General features: G+C 69.5%; 19 protein-coding genes. 9 read left to right on the top strand and 10 right to left on the bottom strand.

Going from position 1 to position 20827, the window contains the following annotated elements; translation table 11 throughout:
* Positions 1-2: 2 nt before the first annotated feature.
* Positions 3-947, bottom strand: a complete 945-nt coding sequence (locus TTH_RS05870; protein WP_011228475.1) for a TAXI family TRAP transporter solute-binding subunit — start codon at positions 945-947, stop codon at positions 3-5.
* 97 nt (positions 948-1044) lie between these two features.
* On the opposite strand from TTH_RS05870, the gene TTH_RS05865 reads away from it, so the two are divergent.
* Genes TTH_RS05865 through merA form a run of 4 tightly spaced genes read left to right on the top strand, consistent with a single transcriptional unit; the run spans position 1045 to position 4214 of the window.
* Positions 1045-2283 (top strand): O-acetylhomoserine aminocarboxypropyltransferase/cysteine synthase family protein, encoded by a 1239-nt coding sequence (locus tag TTH_RS05865; protein ID WP_011228474.1) that lies wholly within the window; start codon positions 1045-1047, stop codon positions 2281-2283.
* Positions 2284-2712: a heavy metal-responsive transcriptional regulator gene (locus tag TTH_RS05860; protein ID WP_008632647.1), complete on the top strand. Its 429-nt coding sequence runs from the start codon at positions 2284-2286 to the stop codon at positions 2710-2712.
* Between the two features lie 9 nt (positions 2713-2721).
* A complete protein-coding gene (locus TTH_RS11705; RefSeq protein ID WP_008632645.1) occupies positions 2722-2844 on the top strand; it encodes a hypothetical protein in 123 nt (40 codons plus the stop codon).
* Complete coding sequence (gene merA, locus TTH_RS05855; RefSeq protein ID WP_011228473.1) at positions 2841-4214, top strand: mercury(II) reductase; 1374 nt, start codon at positions 2841-2843, stop codon at positions 4212-4214. The genes TTH_RS11705 and merA overlap by 4 nt, the downstream gene beginning before the upstream one ends.
* Here merA and TTH_RS05850 read toward each other — a convergent pair whose 3' ends face one another.
* From TTH_RS05850 to TTH_RS05845, 3 genes are read right to left on the bottom strand one after another with little or no spacing between them, the layout of a single operon-like run.
* Positions 4215-5441: an aminopeptidase gene (locus tag TTH_RS05850; RefSeq protein ID WP_011173220.1), complete on the bottom strand. Its 1227-nt coding sequence runs from the start codon at positions 5439-5441 to the stop codon at positions 4215-4217. It abuts the gene before it with no gap.
* Positions 5442-5472: 31 nt separating this feature from the next.
* Positions 5473-5604, bottom strand: a complete 132-nt coding sequence (locus TTH_RS11700) for a hypothetical protein (protein ID WP_008632640.1) — start codon at positions 5602-5604, stop codon at positions 5473-5475.
* 9 nt (positions 5605-5613) lie between these two features.
* Positions 5614-5853, bottom strand: coding sequence for a hypothetical protein (locus TTH_RS05845; protein ID WP_011173219.1), 240 nt, complete (start codon positions 5851-5853; stop codon positions 5614-5616).
* Between the two features lie 35 nt (positions 5854-5888).
* Here TTH_RS05845 and polX point away from each other — a divergent pair, with 35 nt between their 5' ends.
* The gene (gene polX / locus TTH_RS05840) at positions 5889-7616 is read left to right on the top strand and encodes a DNA polymerase/3'-5' exonuclease PolX (protein ID WP_011228471.1); all 1728 of its coding nucleotides are present in this window, start codon (positions 5889-5891) and stop codon (positions 7614-7616) included.
* Here the strand turns inward: polX and TTH_RS05835 are convergent.
* Together TTH_RS05835 and TTH_RS05830 are read right to left on the bottom strand one after the other, a co-directional pair.
* A complete protein-coding gene (locus TTH_RS05835; protein WP_011173217.1) occupies positions 7594-8253 on the bottom strand; it encodes a type-5 uracil-DNA glycosylase in 660 nt (219 codons plus the stop codon). The two genes, polX and TTH_RS05835, sit on opposite strands and share 23 nt — an antisense overlap.
* Entirely contained in the window at positions 8253-9818 is a 1566-nt protein-coding gene (locus TTH_RS05830; protein WP_164926057.1) for an acyl-CoA carboxylase subunit beta, read from the bottom strand. Before TTH_RS05830 ends, TTH_RS05835 begins: the two co-directional genes overlap by 1 nt.
* Before the next feature lie 71 nt (positions 9819-9889).
* On the opposite strand from TTH_RS05830, the gene TTH_RS05825 reads away from it, so the two are divergent.
* The gene (locus tag TTH_RS05825; protein ID WP_011228469.1) at positions 9890-10351 is read left to right on the top strand and encodes a hypothetical protein; all 462 of its coding nucleotides are present in this window, start codon (positions 9890-9892) and stop codon (positions 10349-10351) included.
* Positions 10352-10445: 94 nt separating this feature from the next.
* Here the strand turns inward: TTH_RS05825 and TTH_RS05820 are convergent, their stop codons facing one another.
* Genes TTH_RS05820 through TTH_RS05810 form a run of 3 tightly spaced genes read right to left on the bottom strand, consistent with a single transcriptional unit; the run spans position 10446 to position 13300 of the window.
* On the bottom strand, positions 10446-11390 hold the full coding sequence (locus TTH_RS05820; RefSeq protein ID WP_041443441.1) for an electron transfer flavoprotein subunit alpha/FixB family protein: 945 nt from the start codon (positions 11388-11390) through the stop codon (positions 10446-10448).
* Between the two features lie 9 nt (positions 11391-11399).
* Positions 11400-12143 carry an electron transfer flavoprotein subunit beta/FixA family protein gene (locus TTH_RS05815; RefSeq protein WP_011228467.1) on the bottom strand — a complete coding sequence of 248 codons (744 nt, stop codon included), beginning with the start codon at positions 12141-12143 and terminating at the stop codon, positions 11400-11402.
* Positions 12144-12154: 11 nt separating this feature from the next.
* Entirely contained in the window at positions 12155-13300 is a 1146-nt protein-coding gene (locus tag TTH_RS05810) for an acyl-CoA dehydrogenase family protein (protein ID WP_011173212.1), read from the bottom strand.
* 96 nt (positions 13301-13396) lie between these two features.
* Here TTH_RS05810 and TTH_RS05805 point away from each other — a divergent pair, with 96 nt between their 5' ends.
* The 3 genes from TTH_RS05805 to TTH_RS05795 are packed head-to-tail and all read left to right on the top strand — an operon-like array spanning position 13397 to position 19083.
* The gene (locus TTH_RS05805; RefSeq protein ID WP_011228465.1) at positions 13397-16288 is read left to right on the top strand and encodes an ATP-binding protein; all 2892 of its coding nucleotides are present in this window, start codon (positions 13397-13399) and stop codon (positions 16286-16288) included.
* Positions 16266-16622 (top strand): response regulator transcription factor, encoded by a 357-nt coding sequence (locus tag TTH_RS05800; RefSeq protein ID WP_011173210.1) that lies wholly within the window; start codon positions 16266-16268, stop codon positions 16620-16622. Before TTH_RS05805 ends, TTH_RS05800 begins: the two co-directional genes overlap by 23 nt.
* Positions 16623-16653: 31 nt before the next feature.
* Positions 16654-19083 (top strand): cation-translocating P-type ATPase, encoded by a 2430-nt coding sequence (locus tag TTH_RS05795; protein ID WP_011228464.1) that lies wholly within the window; start codon positions 16654-16656, stop codon positions 19081-19083.
* 9 nt (positions 19084-19092) lie between these two features.
* Here TTH_RS05795 and TTH_RS05790 read toward each other — a convergent pair whose 3' ends face one another.
* Positions 19093-20814, bottom strand: a complete 1722-nt coding sequence (locus TTH_RS05790; RefSeq protein WP_011173208.1) for a ribonuclease J — start codon at positions 20812-20814, stop codon at positions 19093-19095.
* Positions 20815-20827: the final 13 nt, after the last annotated feature.

Genomic DNA, 20827 nt, shown 5'->3' with positions numbered 1-20827 from the left:
GCTTACTTCAGAACCCCGGCCTCCTTGTAGAAGCGCTCCGCCCCGGGGTGGAGGGGGATGGGGAGGCCCTTCACCGCCTTCTCCAGGCCGAAGAAGCGCTCCAGGTTGGGGTGGATCTTCTTGAAGGCCTCCAGGTTGCCGAAGACCGCCTTCATGAACTTGTACACCGTCTCCTCGGAGAGCCTCTCCGAGGCGATGAGCATGGCCTGGACCGCCACGGTGGGCGTGGTCACGTCCACGCCCTTGTAGGTCCCGCCGGGGATGTTGAAGCCCACGTAGAAGGGGTACTTCTTGGCGATGGCCTGGATCCGGTTCAGGTCCACCGCCACCAGGGCGATGGGGGTGGTGAGGGCGAGCTGCTGGATGGCCGAAGCCCCCAGGCCCACGGTGTAGAAGAGGGCGTCCGCCCGCTTGTCCTGCATGAGCTGGATCCCCTGGCTCGCGCTCACCCGGATGGCCTGGCCGAGGTCGTCAAAGGTGAGGCCGTAGGCCTCGAGGATCTGCCGGGCGTTCTGCTCGGTGCCGGAGCCCACGTCGCCCACCACCACGCGCTTGCCCTTGAGGTCGGCCACGGTGCGGATCCCCGCGTCCTTCCGGGCCACGACGTGGACCACCTCGGGGTAGAGGGCGGCGAGGGCCCGGATGGTCTTCACGGGCTTGCCCTCAAAGGCGGGGATGCAGCAGCCCTGGTAGGCGTAGTAGGCGATGTCGTTCTGGGCCAGGGCCATCTCAAACTCCCCGGCGTTGATGGCGTTGATGTTGGCCACGCTACCGCCGGTGGAGCGGGCGTTGGCCCGGATGCCCACGTTGGCGTCGTTCACCAGCTTGGCGATCCCGGTGGCCACGGGGAAGTAGACCCCCGTGGTGGAGCCGGAGCCGATGGTGATGAACTCCTGGGCCAGGCCCAGACCTGCGAGCGTCAAAGCGGCAAGGATCGGCTTCCTCATACACACCTCCTTGGTGCCGCCGGTAGTATACCCGGCCCTTGCCCTTCTGGCAAGCGCCGCGCGGCCCGGGGAGGGGTTTTTCGCTAGACTAGGGGGTATGGAGTACACCACCCTCGCGGTCCTCGCCGGGCTTCCCGAAGACCCCCACGGGGCGGTGGGGCTTCCCATCTACGCCGTGGCCGCCTACGGCTTCAAAACCCTGGAAGAGGGCCAGGAGCGCTTCGCCACCGGGGAGGGCTACGTCTACGCGCGCCAGAAGGACCCCACGGCCAAAGCCCTGGAGGAGAGGCTCAAGGCCCTGGAGGGGGCGCTTGAGGCCGTGGTCCTGGCCTCGGGCCAGGCGGCCACCTTCGCCGCCCTCCTCGCCCTCCTCCGCCCGGGGGACGAGGTGGTGGCGGCCAAGGGGCTTTTCGGCCAGACCATTGGCCTTTTCGGCCAGGTGCTCTCCCTCATGGGGGTAACGGTGCGCTACGTGGACCCCGAGCCCGAGGCCGTGCGGGAGGCCCTGAGCGCAAAGACCCGCGCGGTCTTCGTGGAGACCGTGGCGAACCCCGCCCTTCTCGTACCCGACCTCGAGGCCCTGGCCACCCTGGCCGAGGAAGCGGGCGTGGCCCTGGTCGTGGACAACACCTTCGGGGCGGCGGGGGCGCTCTGCCGGCCTTTGGCCTGGGGGGCCCACGTGGTGGTGGAGAGCCTCACCAAGTGGGCCTCGGGGCACGGCTCCGTTTTGGGCGGGGCGGTGCTTTCCCGGGAAACCGAGCTTTGGCGGAACTACCCCCAGTTTCTGCAGCCCGACCTCAAGGGCCAGATCCCCTGGGAGGCCCTTAGGGCCAGGTGCTTCCCCGAAAGGGTCCGCACCTTGGGGCTTTCCCTCTGCGGCATGGCCCTTTCCCCCTTCAACGCCTACCTCCTCTTCCAGGGCCTGGAGACCGTGGCCCTGAGGGTTGCGCGGATGAGCGAGACCGCGCGCTTCCTCGCCGAGCGCCTCCAGGGCCACCCCAAGGTGAAGGCCCTCCGCTACCCGGGCCTCCCCGAGGACCCCGCCCACAGGAACGCCCGGAAGTACCTGGCCTCGGGCGGGCCCATCCTCACCCTGGACCTGGGGGACCTGGAGAGGGCGAGCCGCTTCCTTGGGGCCATCCGCCTCCTCAAGGCGGCGAACCTCGGGGACGCCCGGACCCTCTTGGTGCACCCCTGGACCACCACCCACAGTCGCCTCAAGGAGGAGGCGAGGCTCCAGGCCGGGGTGACCCCAGGGCTCGTGCGGGTCTCCGTGGGCCTCGAGGACCCTCTGGACCTCCTCGCTCTCTTTGAGGAGGCCCTGGAGGCGGTCTAGATGCCCTACACCATCGGCGAGCTCGCCCGGGCGTTTGGCCTTTCGCCTGATGCCCTCCGCTACTACGAAAGGCTTGGGCTCCTCGCCCCCAGCGGCCGTTCGCCCGGGGGGTTTCGCCTCTACGGGGAGGAGGCCTTCCGCCGCCTCCGCTTCATCAAGGAGGCCCAGGCGGCGGGGCTTAAGCTTGAGGACATCGCCTGGATCCTCCGCGCCGTGGAGGAGGGCCATCCCCCCTGCCGCCACGTGCGGGAGGCCCTGGCCAAGCGCCTGGCGGAGGTGCGGCGTAGGCTCAGGGAGCTCCAGGCCCTGGAAGCGGCCCTGGCCGAACGGCTGGCCTACGCCGAGGCCCACCCTGACCCTGCTTGCGACGGCAAGGACCGCTGCGTCTATTTGGACCCCCTTGACCCTGGAGCACGCTCCAGGGTCTAGCCTGGGGGCATGGAGAAGAACCGGTACCGCATCAAGGTGCCCGGGATCCACGGCGCGGGGTGCATCCGCAGGGTGGAGCGGGTGGCCGGGGTGGAGAAGGCGTGGATGGGCTACCCGGGGGAGGCCCTATGACCTACGACCTCCTCATCGTGGGCTCGGGCTCCGCCGGGGTGGCGGCGGCCCTGGAGGCGAGCGCCCTCGGGGCCAAGGCGGCCGTGGTGGAGGCGGGGGTTTTGGGGGGGACCTGCGTCAACGTGGGGTGCGTGCCCTCCAAGTACCTCCTCCGGGCGGCCGACGCCTTCCACCGGGCGGGCCACCCCGCCTTCCCCGGCCTCCGCACGGAGGCCCTGGGGGTGGACTGGAAAGCCCTCCTCGCGGGCAAGGAGGGCCTGATCGCGGCCCTCAGGAAGGAGAAGTACCAGGAGGTTCTGGAGGCGGCCGGGGTTCCCGTGCTCCGGGGGAGGGCCCGCTTCCTGGACGGGGAAAGGATGGAGGTAGAGGGGCGGGAGGTCTTGGCCGGGCGGTACCTCCTCGCCACCGGGGCGAGGCCCTTCCTTCCGCCCATCCCCGGCCTCCAGGAGAGCGCGCCCTGGACCTACCTCGAGGCCCTCTCCGCCCCCGCCCTTCCCGAAAGCCTCCTGGTGGTGGGGGGTGGGCCCATCGGGCTTGAGCTCGCCCAGGCCTTCGCCAGGCTTGGGAGCCGGGTGACGGTCCTCGAGGCCCTGCCCGAGGTCCTGCCCCAGGAGGACCGGGAGCTTGCCCGGCTCCTCCGGGGCTACCTGGAGGAGGAGGGCCTTAGGGTCCACACCGGGGTCCGGGTGGAGGCCGTGGCCCGGGAAGGGGCCTTCCGCGTCCGGACCGACCGGGGGGTTTTTGAGGCGGAGAGGCTCCTTGTGGCCACGGGGAGGAGGCCGGACCTGGAAGGGCTCGGCCTGGAGCGGGCGGGCGTGGAGCGGGACGAGCGGGGCTTCCTCCGGCTGGACCCCAGCCTGCGCACCACCAACCCCCGGGTCTACGCCGCCGGGGACGCGGCGGGGCTTCCCCAGTTCGTCTACGTGGCCGCCCAGTCGGGCAGGGTGGCGGCCCGCAACGCCTTGGGGGTAAAGGCGCCCCTGGACCTCGCCGCCCTCCCCCGGGTCACCTTCACCGACCCCGCCCTGGCCGCGGTGGGCCTCACGGAGGAGGAGGCGAGGAGGCGGTACGGCGCGGGGGTGCGGGCGGCCACCCTTCCCCTTTCCCAGGTGCCCAAGGCCCTCACCGCCCGCGACACCCGGGGGGCCTTCAAGATCGTGGTGGACGAAGAGGGCACGGTCCTCGGCCTCCACGTCCTGGCCCACGAGGCGGGGGACGTCATCCAGGAGGGCATCCTGGCGGTGAAGTACGGCTTCGGCTACCGGGACCTCATAGACACCTTCCACCCCTACCTGACCCTGGCCGAGGGGATAAGGCTCGTGGCCCAGGCCCTGGACGCCGATCCCAAAAAGCTTTCCTGCTGCGCCTGACTACACCACCCACCTTCCCCGGCGCATGAGGGGAGTGCGGGTGCCGTCCTCGTAAAGCCCGTCCACGTCCATCTCCTCGGAGCCGATCATCCAGTCCACGTGGACGAGGCTTTCGTTGCCCCCCCGCTTCCGGAAGGCCTCCCCCGAGGGGCGGCCCTCGAGGTTCTCCTGGTAGGCCTGGCCAAAGGCGATGTGGCTTGCGGCGTTCTCGTCAAACAGGGTGTCAAAGAAGACGAGGCCCGTTTTGGCGATGGGGTTGTCCGCGGGGACCAGGGCCACCTCGCCCAGGCGCCTCGCCCCCTCGTCCGTGTCCAAAAGCCGCCTCAGCACCTCCTCGCCCTTCTCGGCCCGCACCTCCACGGCGAAGCCCCTTTCAAACCGGGCGAAGATCCCCTCCACCAGGGTGCCCCCCAGGGCCAGGGGGCGGCTTGCCCGCACCACCCCCTCCACCCGCTCCCGGTGGGGGGCGGTGAAGACCTCCTCCGTGGGCAGGTTGGGGTTGCAGAGCCGGCCTCCTTTCGTGGCGGTGGCCCCGCCCTGCCAGAGGTGCCCCTCGGCGAGGCCCACCACGAGGTCCGTCCCCGGCCCCTTGAAGTGGAGGGCGTGGAAGCGGCGGGCGTTCAGGTAGGCCACCTTTTCGTGAAGGGCGCGGTTGTGCGCTTCCCAGGCGGCGATGGGGTCTTCCTGGTCGGCCCGGGTGGCCTGGAAGATGGCCTCCCAGAGCCTCCTCACCGCCTCCTCCTCGGGGAGGCCTGGGAAGACCGCCCTCGCCCAGCCGGGGTGGGCGAAGGGGACGATGGTCCAGTTGGTGACGAACTCCGTGATGGCCTCGAGGGCGGGCTTGTAGGCGCGGGCGTTGGCCTTTTGCGCCCGGCCCACCTTCTCCGGGGGAAGCCCTTCTAGGGCCTTGGGGTCGCTTCCCGAGACGGCAAGCCTCGCTGCCCCTTCCCTAAAGGCCCTCGCCATCCCCTCGTAGAGCCAGGCCGGGGCCTTGTCCAGCCCCTCCTCCGGCGCCAGGGCGAGGCGCTTGCGGGCAAGCTCCTGGTCCCCGTAGATCACGGTGAAGAGGCTCGCCCCCTCCCGGTAGGCCTTCTCCGCGAGGAGGCGCACGAAGTCCACGGCCTCAATGGGGGCGGTGGCGATGACCTCCTGCCCCTTCTCCAGGTTGAGCCCCACGCGGATGGCGAGTTCGGCGAGCTTTTCCAGGTTGCGCTTGAAGGCGTCCACGCCCCAAGTCTTCGCCCGGAAGGGCCTTCCGTCAAGGCCTGGGGCAGCTTCGGGGCCGGGCGAGGAGGAGGGCGAGGCCCGCGAGGAGAAGGAGGAAGGGGCGGTAGGCCTCGAGGGCCAGGGCCAGGACCACGAGGAGGAGGACGAGGAGGTAGCGCGCCATGCCTTCATCCTAAGGCAGGTCGGCCTCCTCCCTCAGGGCGTAGAACCCCTTCCCCAGGGCCACCACCGGGCTCCGGTGCCAGCGGGCCAGGGCGGAAAGGCGGATCTTGGCGATCTTCTCCGGTTCCTTCACGTCCTTCCAGAGCCCGTCCTCCTTGAGGAGGCGGCCGATCTCCGTGTAGTGGAGGGGCCTTCCCGCCTCTTTGAGGAGCGCTAACACCTTTTTGCGAAACCGGTCCGGCCTCGGCATAGGGGCTTCGTCCAGTCTACCCGTATAGTGGGGGTATGCGGAACCAGGAGCTCGCCCGGATCTTTGAGGAGATCGGGCTCATGAGCGAGTTCTTGGGGGACAACCCCTTCCGGGTCCGGGCCTACCACCAGGCGGCCCGAACCCTCTACGACCTGGACACCCCCATAGAGGAGATCGCCGAAAAGGGCAAGGAGGCCCTCATGGAGCTTCCCGGGGTGGGGCCGGACCTCGCGGAGAAGATCCTGGAGTTCCTCCGCACGGGGAAGGTGAGGAAGCACGAGGAACTCTCCCGGAAGGTCCCGCGGGGCGTCCTCGAGGTGATGGAGGTCCCCGGCGTGGGCCCCAAGACCGCCCGCCTCCTCTACGAGGGCCTGGGCATAGACTCCCTGGAGAAGCTTAAAGCGGCCCTGGACCGGGGGGACCTCACCCGGCTCAAAGGCTTCGGCCCCAAGAGGGCGGAGAGGATCCGGGAAGGCCTCGCCCTCGCCCAGGCGGCGGGAAAGCGGAGGCCCCTGGGGGCGGTGCTCTCCCTGGCGCGAAGCCTCCTCGAGGCCATAAGGGCCCTACCCGGGGTGGAAAGGGCGGAGCTCTGCGGCTCGGCGAGGCGCTACAAGGACACCGTGGGGGACCTGGACTTTTTGGTGGCGAGCCGGGAGGGGGAGCGGGCGGTGGAGGGCTTCGTGCGCCTTCCCCAGGTCAAGGAGGTCTACGCCAAGGGGAAGGAAAGGGCCACCGTCTTCCTGAAAAACGGCCTCCAGGTGGACCTCAGGGTGGTCCCCCCCGAAAGCTACGGGGCGGGCCTCCAGTACCTCACGGGGAGCAAGGCCCACTCCATCCGCCTTCGCGCCCTCGCCCAGGAGAAGGGCCTGAAGCTTTCCGAGTACGGGGTCTTCCGAGGGGAGAAAAGGATCGCCGGGGAGACGGAGGAGGAGGTCTACGCCGCCTTGGGCCTCCCCTGGATCCCGCCCCCCCTCCGGGAGGACCAGGGGGAGGTGGAGGCCGCCCTGGAGGGCAGGCTTCCCAAGCTCCTGGAGCTTCCTCAGGTCAAGGGGGACCTCCAGGTCCACTCCACCTACTCCGACGGCCAGAACACCTTGGAGGAGCTCTGGGAAGCGGCCAAGACCATGGGCTACCGCTACCTCGCCGTGACCGACCACTCCCCGGCGGTGCGGGTGGCGGGGGGGCCTTCCCCCGAGGAGGCCTTGAAGCGCGTGGGGGAGATCCGCCGCTTCAACGAGACCCACGGCCCCCCCTACCTCCTCGCCGGGGCCGAGGTGGACATCCACCCCGACGGGACCCTGGACTACCCGGACTGGGTCTTAAGGGAGCTGGACCTGGTTTTGGTTTCCGTCCACTCCCGCTTCAACCTCCCCAAGGCCGACCAGACCAAGCGCCTCCTCAAGGCCCTGGAAAACCCCTTCGTCCACGTCCTCGCCCACCCCACGGCGAGGCTTTTGGGCCGCCGCGCCCCCATTGAAGCCGACTGGGAGGCCGTCTTCCAGAAGGCCAAGGAAAAGGGCGTGGCGGTGGAGATTGACGGCTACTACGACCGCATGGACCTCCCCGACGACCTGGCCCGCATGGCCTACGGGATGGGGCTTTGGATCAGCCTCTCCACCGACGCCCACCAGACCGACCACCTCCGCTTCATGGAGCTCGCCGTGGGCACGGCGCAACGGGCCTGGATCGGCCCCGAGCGGGTGCTCAACACCTTGGACTACGAGGACCTCCTCTCCTGGCTCAAAGCCCGGCGAGGCGTTTAGCCTCCATCAGGACCTCCAGGAACATCTCCCGGGTGAGCCTGCCCGTCTGGGTGTTCTGCCGGGAGACGTGGTAGCTCGCGAGGAGGTGCCTTCCCCCGGGAAGGGGGTAGTGGGCCCCGTGGCGGAAGGGGTGGGCGCTCTTCCTCAGGCCGAAGTGGGCGAGGAGGGCCTCGAGGGCGATCCTCCCCAGGGCCACGTAGACCCGCACCTCGGGGAGGAGGCCGAGCTCCACCTCCGTCCAGCGGGCGCAGGCGCGGAGCTCCTCGGGGGTGGGCTTGTTCTTGGGCGGGGCGCAGCGCACCGCCGCGGTGAGGTAGACCCCGTAGAGCCTGAGGTCGTCCCCGGGAAGGCTTTCCGGCTTGCTGGAGAGGCCCGCCTCATGGAGCAAGGGGTAGAGGAAGGCCCCGGAGGCGTCCCCGGTGAAGGGGCGGCCCGTGCGGTTGGAGCCGTGGGCCCCGGGGGCGAGGCCGAAGAGGAGGATCCTGGCCTCGGGGTCGCCAAAGCCCGGAACCGGCCTCGCCCAGTAGGGCTCGCCCCGGAAGGCCCGCTTTCTCCCCACGACCTCCTCCCGCCAGGCCACGAGCCTGGGGCAGAGGCGGCAGGCGGTCAGGGTTTGGACGAAGGCTTCCCTGTCCATCACAGGGGGATGTTGTCGTGCTTCTTCCTGGGCCTCTCCTCCTGCTTCTCCCAGAGCATCCTTAGGTGCTGGTAGAGGACGCGCCGGGTGTGGGTGGGGTCAATGACGTCGTCAATGTACCCCCTGGCCGCCGCCACCCAGGGGTTGTCAAAGGCCCGGCGGTACTCCTCAATCTTCCGCCTCCGGGTCTCCTCGGGGTTTTGGGAGGACTGGATCTCCTTGCGGTAGATGATGTTCGCCGCACCCTCCGCCCCCATCACCGCCACCGCCGCCGTGGGCCAGGCCAGGACCACGTCCGCCCCCATGTCCTTGGAGTTCATGGCGAGGTAGGCCCCCCCGTAGGCCTTGCGGGCGATGAGGGTGATCTTGGGCACCGTGGCCTCGGCGTAGGCGAAGAGCATCTTGGCCCCGTGGCGGATGATCCCGCCGTGCTCCTGGGCCACGCCCGGCAGGAAGCCCGTCACGTCCACCAGGGTGAGGAGGGGGATGTTGAAGGCGTCCATGGTGCGGATGAAGCGGGCCGCCTTGTCTGAGGCGTTGATGTCCAGGGCCCCGGCCATGAAGCGGGGGTTGTTGGCGATGACCCCCACGGGGTACCCTCCGAGCCGCCCCAGGCCCACGATGATGTTCCGGGCGTAGCGGGGCTGGATCTCCAGAAACTCCCCGTCGTCCAGGAGGGTGCGGATCACCTGGTGCATGTTGTAGGGGCGGCGGGCATCGGGGTGGACGATCTCCAGAAGCTCCGGGGTGGGGCGGAAGGGGTCGTCCTGAGGCTCCAACACCGGGGGCTTTTCCCGGCTGTTTTGCGGCAGGTAGGAGAGGAGCTTCTTGACGAGGTCCAGGACCTCCTTGTCGTCCTTCCCCTCCAGGTGGGCCACCCCGCTTTTTTCCATGTGGACGTCGGCCCCCCCGAGCTCCTCAAAGGTCACCTCCTCCTTGGTGACGCTCTTGATCACCTCGGGCCCGGTGATGAACATGTAGCTCGTGCCCCGGCTCATGAGGATGAAGTCGGTCATGGCGGGGCTGTAGACGGCGCCCCCGGCGCAAGGCCCCAGGATGGCGGAGATCTGGGGGACGACCCCGGAGTAGATGGCGTTCCGGTAGAAGACCTCCCCGTAGCCCGAGAGGCTGTCCACCCCTTCTTGGATCCGGGCCCCGGCGGAGTCGTTCAGGCCGACGATGGGGGCCCCCACCTTGGCCGCGAGGTCCATGAGGCTCGCGATCTTGCGGCCGTGCATCTTGCCCAGGGAGCCGCCCAAGACCGTGAAGTCCTGGCTGAAGACGAAGACGAGCCTCCCCCCGATGGTGCCGTAGCCCGTCACCACGCCGTCCGCGGGGGCCTCTATCCCCTCCATGAGCCCGGTTTCCAGGTGCTCGGCGAAGGGCATGAGCTCTACGAAGCTTCCCGGGTCCAGGAGGAGGTCTATCCGCTCCCTTGCGGTGAGCTTGCCCTGCTGGTGTTGCTTTTTGACGCGTTCCTCCCCGCCTCCCTGGAGGACCCGCCGTCTCCTCTCCTCAAGCTCCGCCAGAAGCTCGTCCAGGATGAGCCGCGCGTTATCGGCCATAGTCCAGGGCATGATACAATGGCCGGGGACGGCCGGAAAACCTTGGGCCTATCCCGGAAAGGAGGTGAAGCATGAGAAGGTGGCTTCCTGCGGTGCTGGCCCTGGTCCTGGTGGCGGTCCTCGTGTTTTTGGGGTACCAGGCCTACACGGCCTACCAAGGGCTTCAGGCCAGGGTGGCCGCCCTCGAGGCCCAGGTCCAGGGCCAGGGGGAGGCCTTGAGGGCCCTTTCCGGGCGGGTGGCCCGGCTGGAGGAGGAGGTCTTCCGCACCCCCGCCGAGCCTCTCTCCCCGCCCCCGGCCCCTGAGGTGCCGGCGCCCCCCGCCTGGCCTTACGTGGTGGGGGTGCTCGTCCTCCTTCTCCTCCTCTACCTCTTCCTTCGGCTTCTCCGCGCCCCCGAAAAGCCCAAAGAGGCCCCCGAGAAGGCCGAGGAAAAAAGCCCAAGCCAGGCCGCTTCCCCCGAAGGGGTGGAGGAGGCCCGGATGCTGGACGAGGGGGCGCCGCCTCCTCCCCCGGAGGAGCCGAGGAAGGGGTGAGCCCACCCCATGCCGGCCTAAGCCGGCATGGGGGCCCCGGCGAAAAGCGTGTAGAACCCCCCGCCCTCTGGGCGGGGGGTTCTTTACCTTCGGCTCAGTCCTTGAGCTTCTTCACGGCCTCAATCAGGGCGGGGAGCACCTGGTGCACGTCCCCCACGATGCCGTAGTCGGCGTGCTTGAAGATGGGGGCCTCGGGGTCCTTGTTCACGGCCACGATGTACTTGCTCTTGTTCATGCCCGCGAGGTGCTGCACGGCCCCGGAGACCCCCAGGGCGATGTAGAGGGAGGGCTGGACGGTCTTGCCCGTCTGGCCCACCTGCTCGGCGTAGGGCCGCCAGCCCGCGTCCACCACCGCCCGCGTGGCCCCCACCGCGCCCCCGAGGAGGGCGGCGAGCTCCTCCACCAGCTTGAAGGCCTCGGGGCTGCCCATCCCCCGGCCCCCCGTGACCACCACGTCCGCCTCGGTGAGGGAGACGCCCTTCTTCTCCTCCTGGAGGCGCTCCAGGACCTCCACCGTGGGCACCTCGGGCACGCTTAGGGCCACTGCCTCGGCCTCCCCCGGAAGGGGCTCGGCCAAGGGGGTGGTGTTGGGCTTCACCGTGAGGACCACGGGGAGGGCCGCCTTCACCCTCTGGGTCACCCGGTTCAGGTAGGCGTAGCGGGTGGCGTGGACCTCGCCGCCTTCCACGCGGGACTCGAGGGTGTCCTCAAGAAGCCCCGCTCTTAGGGCGTAGGCCACCCGGCCCAAGTAGGCCCGGCTCTGCCTGGAGGAGGGGGCCACCACCGCCTTGGCCCCACTGGCCTCGGCGGCCTTAAGCACCCCGGCCGCCCACTTCTCGGCGGTGTAGGGGCCTAGGGTGGCGGTGTAGAGAACCTCCACGTACTTGCGGGCCTCCTCCACGGGGGCCTTCTCCTCGGCGAGGAGCACCCCGGCCACCTTCCCCCCCAGGGCCTGGGCCAGGTCACGGGCCCGGGTCAGGGCCTCGAGGCTTCCCTTCTTGAGCCGGTTTCCGTCGTGGTCCAAGACTACGAGCACCATAGGCACCTCCTAGATGACCTTGGCCTCCTCGTGGAGGAGCCGCACGAGCTCTTCGGCCGCCGCCACGGGGTCCTTGCCGTCCAGGATCTTGCCAAGCCTGGACTTCTCCTGGATCTCCTCGGAAATCAGGGTGACCTTGGGGGTAAGGCTCGCCTGCACCTTCCGGATCTCCTTCTTCTTGGCCTTCATGATCCCGGGCAGGGTGGGGTAGCGGGGCTCGTTCAGGCCCTGCTGCGTGGTGAAGACGGCGGGAAGCCGCACCCTAACCCACTCCGCCCCCTCGTCCAGGTCGTGCTTGGCCTTGGCCGTGTCCCCTTCCAGCTCGAGGGCGGTGGTCCAGGCCACCACCGGCACCCCTAGGGCCTCCGCCAGGGCGCCCCCTAGGGCTTGGCTGTCCCAGTCCGCCTGCTGCCCCCCGGTGAGGACCAGGGTGGGGGCCTCCTCCTTGAGCACCTCCACCAGGGCCTCGGCCACGGCCACGGGGTCGGCAAAGCCCTCGTAGACCACGTGGACCCCGCGGTCCATCCCCATGGCTAAGGCGGTGCGGATGGCCTCCTCGGTGCGCTCGGGGCCGAACCCCACCACCACCGCCTCCCCGCCGTGCCTCTCCTTGAGGCGGATGGCCTCCTCCACCGCGTACTCGTCCATCTGGTCCAGGATCATCGTGGCCCCGGAGAGGTCCACGCGATCCCCCTGGATCCTGAGCTTGCTCTCGCCGTCGGGCACCTGCCGGATCACCGCCACGAACTTCATTCCTCACCTCCTCACTCCGCCAGGATGTGCCTGGCGATGATGAGCCTCTGGATCTCGTTGGTCCCCTCGTAGATCTGGTTGAGCTTCACGTCCCTGAGGAGCTTTTCCACGGGGAACTCCCGCACGTAGCCGTAGCCGCCGTGGATCTGGATGGCCTGGTTGGCCGCCTCAAAGGCGATCTCCGAGGCGTAGGCCTTGGCGATGGCGCTGGCGTGGGCGTGGGGAAGGCCTTGGTCCGCGAGCCAGGCGGCGTAGTAGGTGTACATGCGGGCGGTCTCAATGCCGATGAGCATGTCGGCGAGCTTGAACTGGATGGCCTGGAAGTTGGCGATGGGCTGGCCGAAGGCCTGCCGCTCCTTGGCGTACTTCCTGGCCTCGTCCAGGGCCCGCCTCGCCACGCCTACGCTTCCCGCGGCCACGGGGATCCGGGTCTTGTTTAGGGTCTGCATGGCGATCTTAAAGCCCTCCCCCTCCTCGCCCAGGCGGTTTTCCACGGGCACCTTCACGTCCTCAAAGACGAGCTCGTAGGTGCCGCTGGCCCTTTGGCCCATCTTCCCGTGGATCTTGATGGCCTTGAAGCCGGGGGTGCCCCTTTCCACCACCAGGGCCACCACCCCCTTGTGGCGGAGTTCGGGGTTCACCGTGGCGAAGACCACCACCCACTCCGCCTCTCCCCCGTTAGAGATCCACATCTTGGTGCCGTTCAGGACGTAGTGGTCGCCCTGGCGAATGGCCCTGGTCTTGAGGGCGGCGGCGTCCGAGCCGTTTCCGGGCTCGCTTAAGGCGAAGGCGGCGAGGGCGGGCTTCTCGGTGAGGGGCCTCAGGAAGCGCTCTTTCTGCTCCTCCGTCCCTGCGAGGAGCACCGGGGTGATGCCCAGGTCGCTCGCCATGGGGATGGTGTAGATGCCCATGCAGGCGTAGGCCAGCTCTTCCCCCACGATGACCTCGTCCAGCATCTTGAGCCCCATCCCCCCGTACTCCTCCGGGATGATGGCGTTCAGGAGGCCCACCTCGTGGAGCTTCTCAATCACGGGCCAGGGGACCTCCTCCTTCTCGTCGTACTCCCGGGCCACGGGGAGGATGACCTCCTTGGCGAAGCGCCGGGCCAGGGCCTGCAGCTGCCTTTGCTCCTCCGTGAGGCTGAAGTCTATGGGCATCCCGGACCTCCTTCCGCCGGGGGCTCCCCCTTTGACCGAGTCTAAGATTTTTGGAAGCCCCTGGCAACCCCGGCCCCATGCTACCATTGGTCCCAGATGGCCTCTCGCGCGGAAACGGCCGTGCTCGCCCGCTTCCAGCGGGCCCTCCTCGGGGACCTCGAGCCCACCGAGATCCTCCGCAACTTCCTGGAGGTGGCCACGGAGGAAGGGGTGGAGCGGGCGGCCCTCTTCCTCTACCGCCCCGAGGCGCGGGAGCTCGTGGGGGAGGTGGCCTCGGGGCGGGGGCGCCGTTACACCGTCTCCTCCGTGGCCCTGCCCCTCCACGCCAAAGGCCCGGTGCAGGAGGCCTTCTTCGCCGAGGGGCCCCTTAGGCGGGGAGAGGAGTGGCTCCTTCCCGTGGTGGGGGAGGAGGAGGCCTTCTGCTGGGCCGACCCCGAAAGGCGTTGCCGGGAGCGTCCCCGGGCCACGCGAGAGACCCGGGCCCTCATCTGCCCCTCCTGCCCCCGGTTCCGCCCCCTGGGGGTGCTTACCCTGGAACGGGTGCCCTCCCGCTTGCAGCCCCTTCTGCCCCTCCTCGCCCAGCTCACCGCCTTGGCCCTCAAGAACGGCGCCCTGCTCAAGGAGCGGGACGCGGCGCTCAGGCGGCTTTCCCAGCACGCGGAGCGCCTGGCCCACGTGAGCGCCGCGTCCCGGGAGCTCGCCCGGGCCCTGGAGCCCGACGCGGTGATGGCCGTCCTCGCGGGGATCCTTAGGGAGCGCCTGGGCTTCTACCGGGTCACGGTGGCCTTGGTGCGGGAGGGGGCGCTCGTGGGGCACCTGACCCGCCGGGGGGAGGACCTCTACTGGACCGAGGGGCGGAGCCGGATCCGTTTGCCCGTGGCCACCTCCCCGGACCCCATGGCCCAGGCGGTGCGGGAGCGGCGGACGCGGATCGTGCCCCGGGAGGCCCTTCCCCCCCACCTGGCGGAGGGCGTGGGCGCCAGCGTGGCCTACGTGCCCGTCCTCGTGGAGGAGGAGGCGTTGGGGTGCGTGGCCGTGGACCACGGCCCGGGAGGGCCTCCCGTGACGGAGGAGGAGGTGGAGTACGTGGAGCTCCTCGCCGGGGTGGCGGGGGTCGCCTTGCGGAACGCCCAGCTTTACCGGGAAAGGACGGCCCTCTCCCTGGCCCTGGCCGCCGAGAGGAAGCGGCTTTCCGAGGTGCTGGAGGAGCTCCCCGACGGGGTGGTGGTCCTCTTGGGGGAGCGGGGCTTCGCCAACACCCGGGCCCGGGAGATCCTCGGCGTGGAGGCCGAGGTGGGGCTTGGCGACCTGCCCGCCACCCTCGCCCCTGCCCTGGAGGGGGGGCGCGCGGAGGTGCGCCTCGGGGGGCGGACCTACAGCGTCCGGGGGCGCCGCCTGGGGGAGATGCGGGTTTTGGTCCTGCACGAGATCACCGAGCGGGTCCGGATGGAGCGGGCCCTCAGGGAGCAGGCCGCCTTCACCCAGGCCCTGGTGGACCTGGCCCAGGAGGCCTTGTCGGCGCCCGGCCTCGAGGCCCTGGCCGCGGCCATCGCCCGCCGCCTCCAGGTCCTCTTCGGGGCCGAGGAGGCCCTGGTGGGCATGGCCGAGGCGGAGCTCAGGCTGCTTTACGCCACCAGGCCCCTGGAGGGTCCCCTTCCCCGGCCCAACCTCCTGGAGCGGGCCCTGGAGGAGGGGAAGCCCCTCGTCCTGGAGACCCTGGCGGAGGGGAGCTGCGCTTTGGCGGAGGCCTGGGGGCTAAGAAGCGCCCTCGTGATCCCCTTCCGGGCCCAGGGGTTCAAAGGGGGGCTCCTCCTCGGGTATCGGCGGCCGCGGCGCTGGGCCTCGGGGTGGGAGGGGAGGCTCGCCCAGGTGGGGCTTCTCCTCGCCTTGGTCCTGGAGAAGGCCCGGCTGCTCGCCTACCTGGAGGCGGAGGAGGAGCGGCTTCGGGCCCTCCTTGAGCACTCCCAGGACGTGGTCTACGTGCTGGACGAGGAGGCCCGCATCCGCTTCGTGAGCCCGAGCGTGCGCGCCGTCCTCGGCTACGACCCCGAGGGGTACCGCCGTGCCGCCCTGGACGCTTTGGCCTTCGTCCACCCCGAGGACCAGGAGCGGGCCCGTGCCCTCTTCCAGGAGCTCCTCGCCAGGCCCGAGGCGACGCTCAGGGGGGAGTTCCGGCTCCTCCACCAAGACGGCACCCCCATCCCCGTGGAGGCCTGGGGGCGGAACCTCCTAAAGGACCCCAGGGTCGGGGGGGTGGTGGTGAACGTGCGCGACCTCCGGCCCAGGCTCGAGGCGGAAAGGCTCAAGGGGGAGTTTCTCGCCGCCGTCTCCCACGAGCTCAGGACGCCCCTGGCGGCCATCCTGGGCCTGGCGGAGCTTTTGCGCCAAGAACCCCTTCCCCCGGAGGCCCAGGAGTCGGTGGAGCTCATTCTGGAGAGCGCCTTCCGCCTCAAGAACATGGTGGACAACCTCCTGGACACGAGCCGCCTCGAGGCGGGCCGGTTTGAGGTCTCCCGCCGCCCCGTCCACCTCAAGCCCCTGCTTCTGGAACTGGCGCGGAGCTTCCAGGGGGTGGCCCGGCTTTCCGGGGTGGAGTTCCGGGTGGAGGTGGAGGAGCTTCCCCTGATGGAGGTGGACCCGGACCGGATCGTCCAGGTGGTGGGCAACCTTCTCGCCAACGCCTTCAAGTTCACGCCCCCTGGGGGTTCGGTGCGGCTTTGGGCCGGGGTGCGGGGGGAGGAGGTGTGGGTGGAGGTCCAGGACACCGGGCCCGGGATCCCCAAGGAGGAGATCCCCAGGCTCTTCCAGCGCTATGCCCGGGCGAAGCATCCCGGGGTTCGGGGCGTGGCGGGCACCGGGCTTGGCCTCTTCATCTCCAAGCACATCGTGGAGGCCCACGGGGGGCGGATAGAGGTGGAGAGCGAGGAGGGAAAGGGGAGCCTCTTCCGGGTTATCCTGCCCCTGTATGGCCCGCATCCTGGTGATTGAGGACGAGCCCCTGGTGGGGCACATGCTCCGCCGCTTTCTGGAGCGGGCAGGGCACGAGGTGGTCTGGGCCCCGAACGGGGAGGTGGGCCTTAGGCGCCTGGCCGAAGGGTTTGACCTCGTGGTGTGTGACCTCATCATGCCCGGGATCCCCGGGGAGGAGGTGATCCGCCGCATCCGGGAGGAGGCGGGGCCGCCGGTCCTCGCCGTCTCGGCCAGCGTCTCCCGGGAAAGCCAGCGCCGGGCCCTCGAGGCCGGGGCCCAGGCCTTCCTGGGCAAGCCCTTTGAGGCCCAGGCCTTCCTGCGGGTGGTGGAGGGGCTTCTCCGGGGGACATAGGTCCCCAAGGTCTCGGTGTAGGCTAGGAGCGATGCTTGGCCTCACTTCAGAAGAAGCGAAGAAAAGGCTCAGGGAGTACGGGCCAAACGCCTTGCCCGAGCGTCCTGCCGAGCCTTTTTCCCGCAAGCTTCTGCGCCAGTTCCAAAGCCCCCTCATCTACATCCTCCTCCTCGCCCTCCTGGTGGACCTCCTCTTATGGCTTTATGAGGGGGCGCGGGGCGTTCCCTTGGAGTCCTTGGTCATCCTGGCCATCCTGCTCCTCAACGCCCTCCTCGGTGCCTTCCAGGAGAAGCGCTCCGAGGAGGCCTTGAAGCGCCTCAAGGCCCTGGCCGAGCCTTCCGTCTGGGTCCTTAGGGACGGAAGGTTTCAGCGCCTTTCCGCCCGCGGGCTCGTCCCTGGGGACGTGGTGCGCCTCGAGGCCGGCGACCGCGTCCCCGCAGACGGCGTCCTCCTGGAGGGGAGCGGCCTCTTGGTGGACGAGAGCGTCCTCACCGGGGAGAGCGTCCCCGTGGAGAAGGGGGTAGGGGAGGAGGTCTTCGCCGGGACCCTTCTCGTCCGGGGCCGGGCCCTCTTAGAGGTGACCCGCACGGGGGCGCAAAGCGCCATGGGCCGGATCGCCCATCTCCTCGCCGAGATGGAGGAGGAGAAGACTCCCCTGGAGCGCCGCCTCCACGCCTTTGGGCACCGGGTGGCCCGCCTGGTCTTGCTTCTTGCCTTGGGCCTCCTTCTTCTGGGGTTCCTGGTGGAGGGGGTTTCCGCCAAGGTGGTCCTCTTCGCCGTGGCCCTGGCGGTGGCGGCCGTCCCCGAGGGGCTTCCCGCCGTCCTCACCCTGGCCTTGGCCCTGGGGGTGGAGAGGATGGCCCGGCGCAAGGCGGTGGTGCGGCGTCTTTCGGCGGTGGAGGCCCTGGGGAGCGTCACCGTCATCGCCACCGACAAGACGGGCACCCTCACGGAAAACCGCATGGAGGTCCAGGAGCTCCTGAGCCCCGACCCGGAGAAAGCCCTTTTGGCCATGGTCCTCTGCAACGACGCCGACCTCGCCACGGGGGCGGGGGATCCGCTGGAGCTCGGCCTCCTCCGCTACGCCAGCCGCTTTCTGGACGTGGAAAGGGTGCGGCGGGAACACCCCCGCCTTTCCGAGCGCCCCTTTGACAGCGCCTGGAAGTTCATGCGGGTCACCACTCCCCTAGGGAGCTTCCTAAAGGGGGCACCGGAGGCCCTCATCCCCCGCCTGGCCCTGCCCCAGGAGGAGCAGGCGAGGCTTTTTGAGGAGGCCGGGGCCCACGCCGCCAAGGGCTTTCGCGTCCTGGCCCTGGCTTTCGGGGAGGGGGAGAGGGAGGAGGGGCTCCGCTTCTTGGGCTTCGTCCTCCTGCTGGACCCCCCCCGCCCCGAGGTGCCCGAGGCCGTGGCCAGGGTCTTGAAGGCGGGGGTGCGGGTGGTGATGGTCACCGGGGACCACCCGGCCACCGCCCTCGCCATCGCCCGGAGGGTGGGGATGCCGGCGGAGGTGGTGGCCACCGGGGAGGAGCTGGAGGCGCTTTCCGACGAGGAGCTTTTAAAGGTGGACGTCTTCGCCCGGGTGAGGCCCGAGCAGAAGCTCAGGATCGTGGAGGCCCTGCAGAAGGCGGGGGAGGTGGTGGCCATGACCGGGGACGGGGTGAACGACGCCCCGGCCCTCAAGCGGGCGGACGTGGGCGTGGCCATGGGCCAGAGGGGCTCGGACGTGAGCCGGGAGGTGGCGGACCTGGTGCTTCTGGACGACAACTTCGCCACCATCGTGGCCGCCATAGAGGAGGGGCGGAGCATCTACGAGAACATCCAGAAGTTCCTGCGCTTCCTCTTCTCCACCAACCTCTCCGAGGTCCTGGTGGTGGCCCTGGGGATGGTCCTCGCCGCCCTCTTGGGCCTCCGCGACGAGGCCGGGCACCTTCTCCTCCCCCTCACCGCCGTGCAGATCCTCTGGATCAACCTGGTCACCGACGGGCTTCCCGCCCTGGCCCTGTCCCTGGACCGGAACCCCGGGGTCCTGGACCGCCCCCCCAGGCCCAAGGAAAGCCCTCTCCTGGACGGGCCTTCCCTCCGCTTCGTCCTCCTCACCGGGGCCCTGAAGGCGGGGCTTGCCCTGGGGCTTTTGGGGTTCCTTCCCGGTGCGGTGGGCCTCGAGGCCGCCCAGAGCGCCACCTTCCACTTCATGGCCATCGGCCAGCTCTTCTTCGCCTACGCCGCCCGGCACACCGACCTGAGGCCCCTTGCCAACCCTTACCTGCACGGGGCCGTGGGGCTCAGCGCCCTGGCCCAGGTGGCGCTTGGGGTGGGGTTGCCCGGGGCGTTGGAGGCGGTGCCCCTGCCCTTAGGGGTGTGGCTTCTGGTTTTCGGGATGGCCCTCCTGGCCTTCGCCCTGGCGGAGGCGGTGGACCGGGCGGTGTGGAAACGGGGGGCGGCCTACGCGCCCCCCCGGTAGGGGAAAGGCCTACCCCTCTATGACCACGGGCAGGATCATGGGGTCCCGGCCCGTGGCCTTCTTCAGGAACTTCTTCACCGGGTAGTAGATGTCGTCCCGGATCCGCTCCAGGGGCTTCTTCTCCCGCACCCCGTTCTTCAGGGCCTCGAGGGCCATGCGCCGCACCTCGCCGAGAAGCCGCTCCCCGGCCTTCACGAACCCCCGGGAGACCACCTCCACCACCGGGTCCTCCCCGGCGAGGGCGGTGATCACCACCAGGCCCTCCTCGGCCATGTGGCGGCGGTCGGCCAGGATCTCCTCGGTAATGTCCCCCACCCCCAGGCCGTCCACGTAGAGGACCCCGTGGGGCACTTCCCCCACCTTCTCAAAGGTTTCCCGGGTGAGGCGGTAAACGGCCCCGTTCTCCCCGATGAGGGTCTTCTCCGGGGGGCGGCTCATGGACTCGGCGAGCCACTTGAAGTTCATCTGGTGCCGCACCTCCCCGTGCCACGGCAGGAAGAAGCGGGGGGTGGTGAGGTTGAGGATGAGCTTCAGCTCTTCCTGGGAGGCGTGGCCCGAGGCGTGGACCTTGTAGGTCGGGGGGTAGAGGACGTAGGCCCCCAGGGCGTAAAGGCGGTTGATGACCCGGTTCACCGCCTCCTCGTTCCCCGGGATGGGGCTTGAGGAGAGGATCACCGTGTCCCCGGGCTTGATGGCCATCTTGGCGTGCCCCTCAAAGGCCAGGCGGTGGAGGACGGACATGGGCTGGCCCTGGCTCCCCGTGGCCAGGATGAGGACCTGGTGGTCGGGGAGGTCCTTCACTTCCTCCAGGGTGTAGAGGCGGTCCTTGACCTTGAGGTAGCCGAGCTCCAGGGCGATGCGGCTGAACTTGAGCATGCTCCGCCCCTCCATGGCCACCTTGCGCCCGTACTTCTCCGCCGCCCAGATCACCGACTGGATGCGGTGGATGTGGCTGGCGAAGGTGGTGACGAAGACCCGCCCTGGGGCGCGGCCGATGACCCGGTCCAGCTCCTTGGCGATCTCCATCTCGCTTGGGGTGTAGCCGGGCCTTTCGGCGTTGGTGGCGTCGGCGATGAGGAGGAGCACCCCTTCCGCCCCCGCCTGGGCCACCTTGGCCAGGTGGGAGACCTTCCCGTCAATGGGGGTGGGGTCCAGCTTGAAGTCCCCCGTGTGGACGATGGTGCCGATGGGGGTGCGGATCACCACCCCGGAGTTGTCGGGGATGGAGTGGGTCATGCGGAAAAGGTCCAGGGTGAAGTACCGCCCCACCTGGATGCGGTCGTCGGGGGAGATCTCCTTCAGGTTGAAGGCCCCGGGCCTCAGGCCGAACTCCTCAAGCTTGCCCCGGAGGAGCCCCAGGGTGAGCCTCGCCCCGTAGATGGGCACCGGGCTCTCCTTGCCGAAGATCATGGGGAGGAGGAAGGGAAGCCCCCCGATGTGGTCCTCGTGCCCGTGGGTGAGGACCCAGGCCTTGATCTTGTGGCGGTGCTCTATGAGGTAGTCCACCCGGGGGATGAGGAGGTCCACCCCGGGCATCCCCTCCTCAGGGAAGGCGAGCCCTCCGTCCAGGACGAAGATCTCGTCCCGGAAGCGGAAGACGGTGATGTTCTTCCCGATCTCCCCCATCCCCCCCAAGGGGATGATCTCCACGTGGTCCTGGGGGCCGCCTTGGGACCCTTCCTGGGGCCTCCGCCGGCGCCTCCTCCTCGGCTTCCGTTCTTGGTTTTCCATACGCCTCCCATCT

Origin of the sequence: Thermus thermophilus HB8, assembly GCF_000091545.1 — a bacterium.
GTDB lineage: Bacteria > Deinococcota > Deinococci > Deinococcales > Thermaceae > Thermus > Thermus thermophilus.
Note: the sequence above shows the minus strand (reverse complement) of the source record. Positions and strands in the feature narration are given on the sequence as shown.

Excerpts from the sequence above, each read along its gene's own strand:
- TTH_RS11700 (WP_008632640.1), bottom strand. The coding sequence starts at position 5,604 with ATGGCGCGCTACCTCCTCGTCCTCCTCCTCGTGGTCCTGGCCCTGGCC.
- TTH_RS05870 (WP_011228475.1), bottom strand. The coding sequence starts at position 947 with ATGAGGAAGCCGATCCTTGCCGCTTTGACGCTCGCAGGTCTGGGCCTG.
- TTH_RS05825 (WP_011228469.1), top strand. The coding sequence starts at position 9,890 with ATGAGAAGGTGGCTTCCTGCGGTGCTGGCCCTGGTCCTGGTGGCGGTC.
- TTH_RS05865 (WP_011228474.1), top strand. The coding sequence starts at position 1,045 with ATGGAGTACACCACCCTCGCGGTCCTCGCCGGGCTTCCCGAAGACCCC.
- TTH_RS05815 (WP_011228467.1), bottom strand. The coding sequence starts at position 12,143 with ATGAAGTTCGTGGCGGTGATCCGGCAGGTGCCCGACGGCGAGAGCAAG.
- TTH_RS05810 (WP_011173212.1), bottom strand. The coding sequence starts at position 13,300 with ATGCCCATAGACTTCAGCCTCACGGAGGAGCAAAGGCAGCTGCAGGCC.
- merA (WP_011228473.1), top strand. The coding sequence starts at position 2,841 with ATGACCTACGACCTCCTCATCGTGGGCTCGGGCTCCGCCGGGGTGGCG.
- TTH_RS05860 (WP_008632647.1), top strand. The coding sequence starts at position 2,284 with ATGCCCTACACCATCGGCGAGCTCGCCCGGGCGTTTGGCCTTTCGCCT.
- TTH_RS05790 (WP_011173208.1), bottom strand. The coding sequence starts at position 20,814 with ATGGAAAACCAAGAACGGAAGCCGAGGAGGAGGCGCCGGCGGAGGCCC.
- TTH_RS05845 (WP_011173219.1), bottom strand. The coding sequence starts at position 5,853 with ATGCCGAGGCCGGACCGGTTTCGCAAAAAGGTGTTAGCGCTCCTCAAA.
- TTH_RS11705 (WP_008632645.1), top strand. The coding sequence starts at position 2,722 with ATGGAGAAGAACCGGTACCGCATCAAGGTGCCCGGGATCCACGGCGCG.
- TTH_RS05830 (WP_164926057.1), bottom strand. The coding sequence starts at position 9,818 with ATGGCCGATAACGCGCGGCTCATCCTGGACGAGCTTCTGGCGGAGCTT.
- polX (WP_011228471.1), top strand. The coding sequence starts at position 5,889 with ATGCGGAACCAGGAGCTCGCCCGGATCTTTGAGGAGATCGGGCTCATG.
- TTH_RS05820 (WP_041443441.1), bottom strand. The coding sequence starts at position 11,390 with ATGGTGCTCGTAGTCTTGGACCACGACGGAAACCGGCTCAAGAAGGGA.
- TTH_RS05800 (WP_011173210.1), top strand. The coding sequence starts at position 16,266 with ATGGCCCGCATCCTGGTGATTGAGGACGAGCCCCTGGTGGGGCACATG.
- TTH_RS05805 (WP_011228465.1), top strand. The coding sequence starts at position 13,397 with ATGGCCTCTCGCGCGGAAACGGCCGTGCTCGCCCGCTTCCAGCGGGCC.
- TTH_RS05835 (WP_011173217.1), bottom strand. The coding sequence starts at position 8,253 with ATGGACAGGGAAGCCTTCGTCCAAACCCTGACCGCCTGCCGCCTCTGC.
- TTH_RS05795 (WP_011228464.1), top strand. The coding sequence starts at position 16,654 with ATGCTTGGCCTCACTTCAGAAGAAGCGAAGAAAAGGCTCAGGGAGTAC.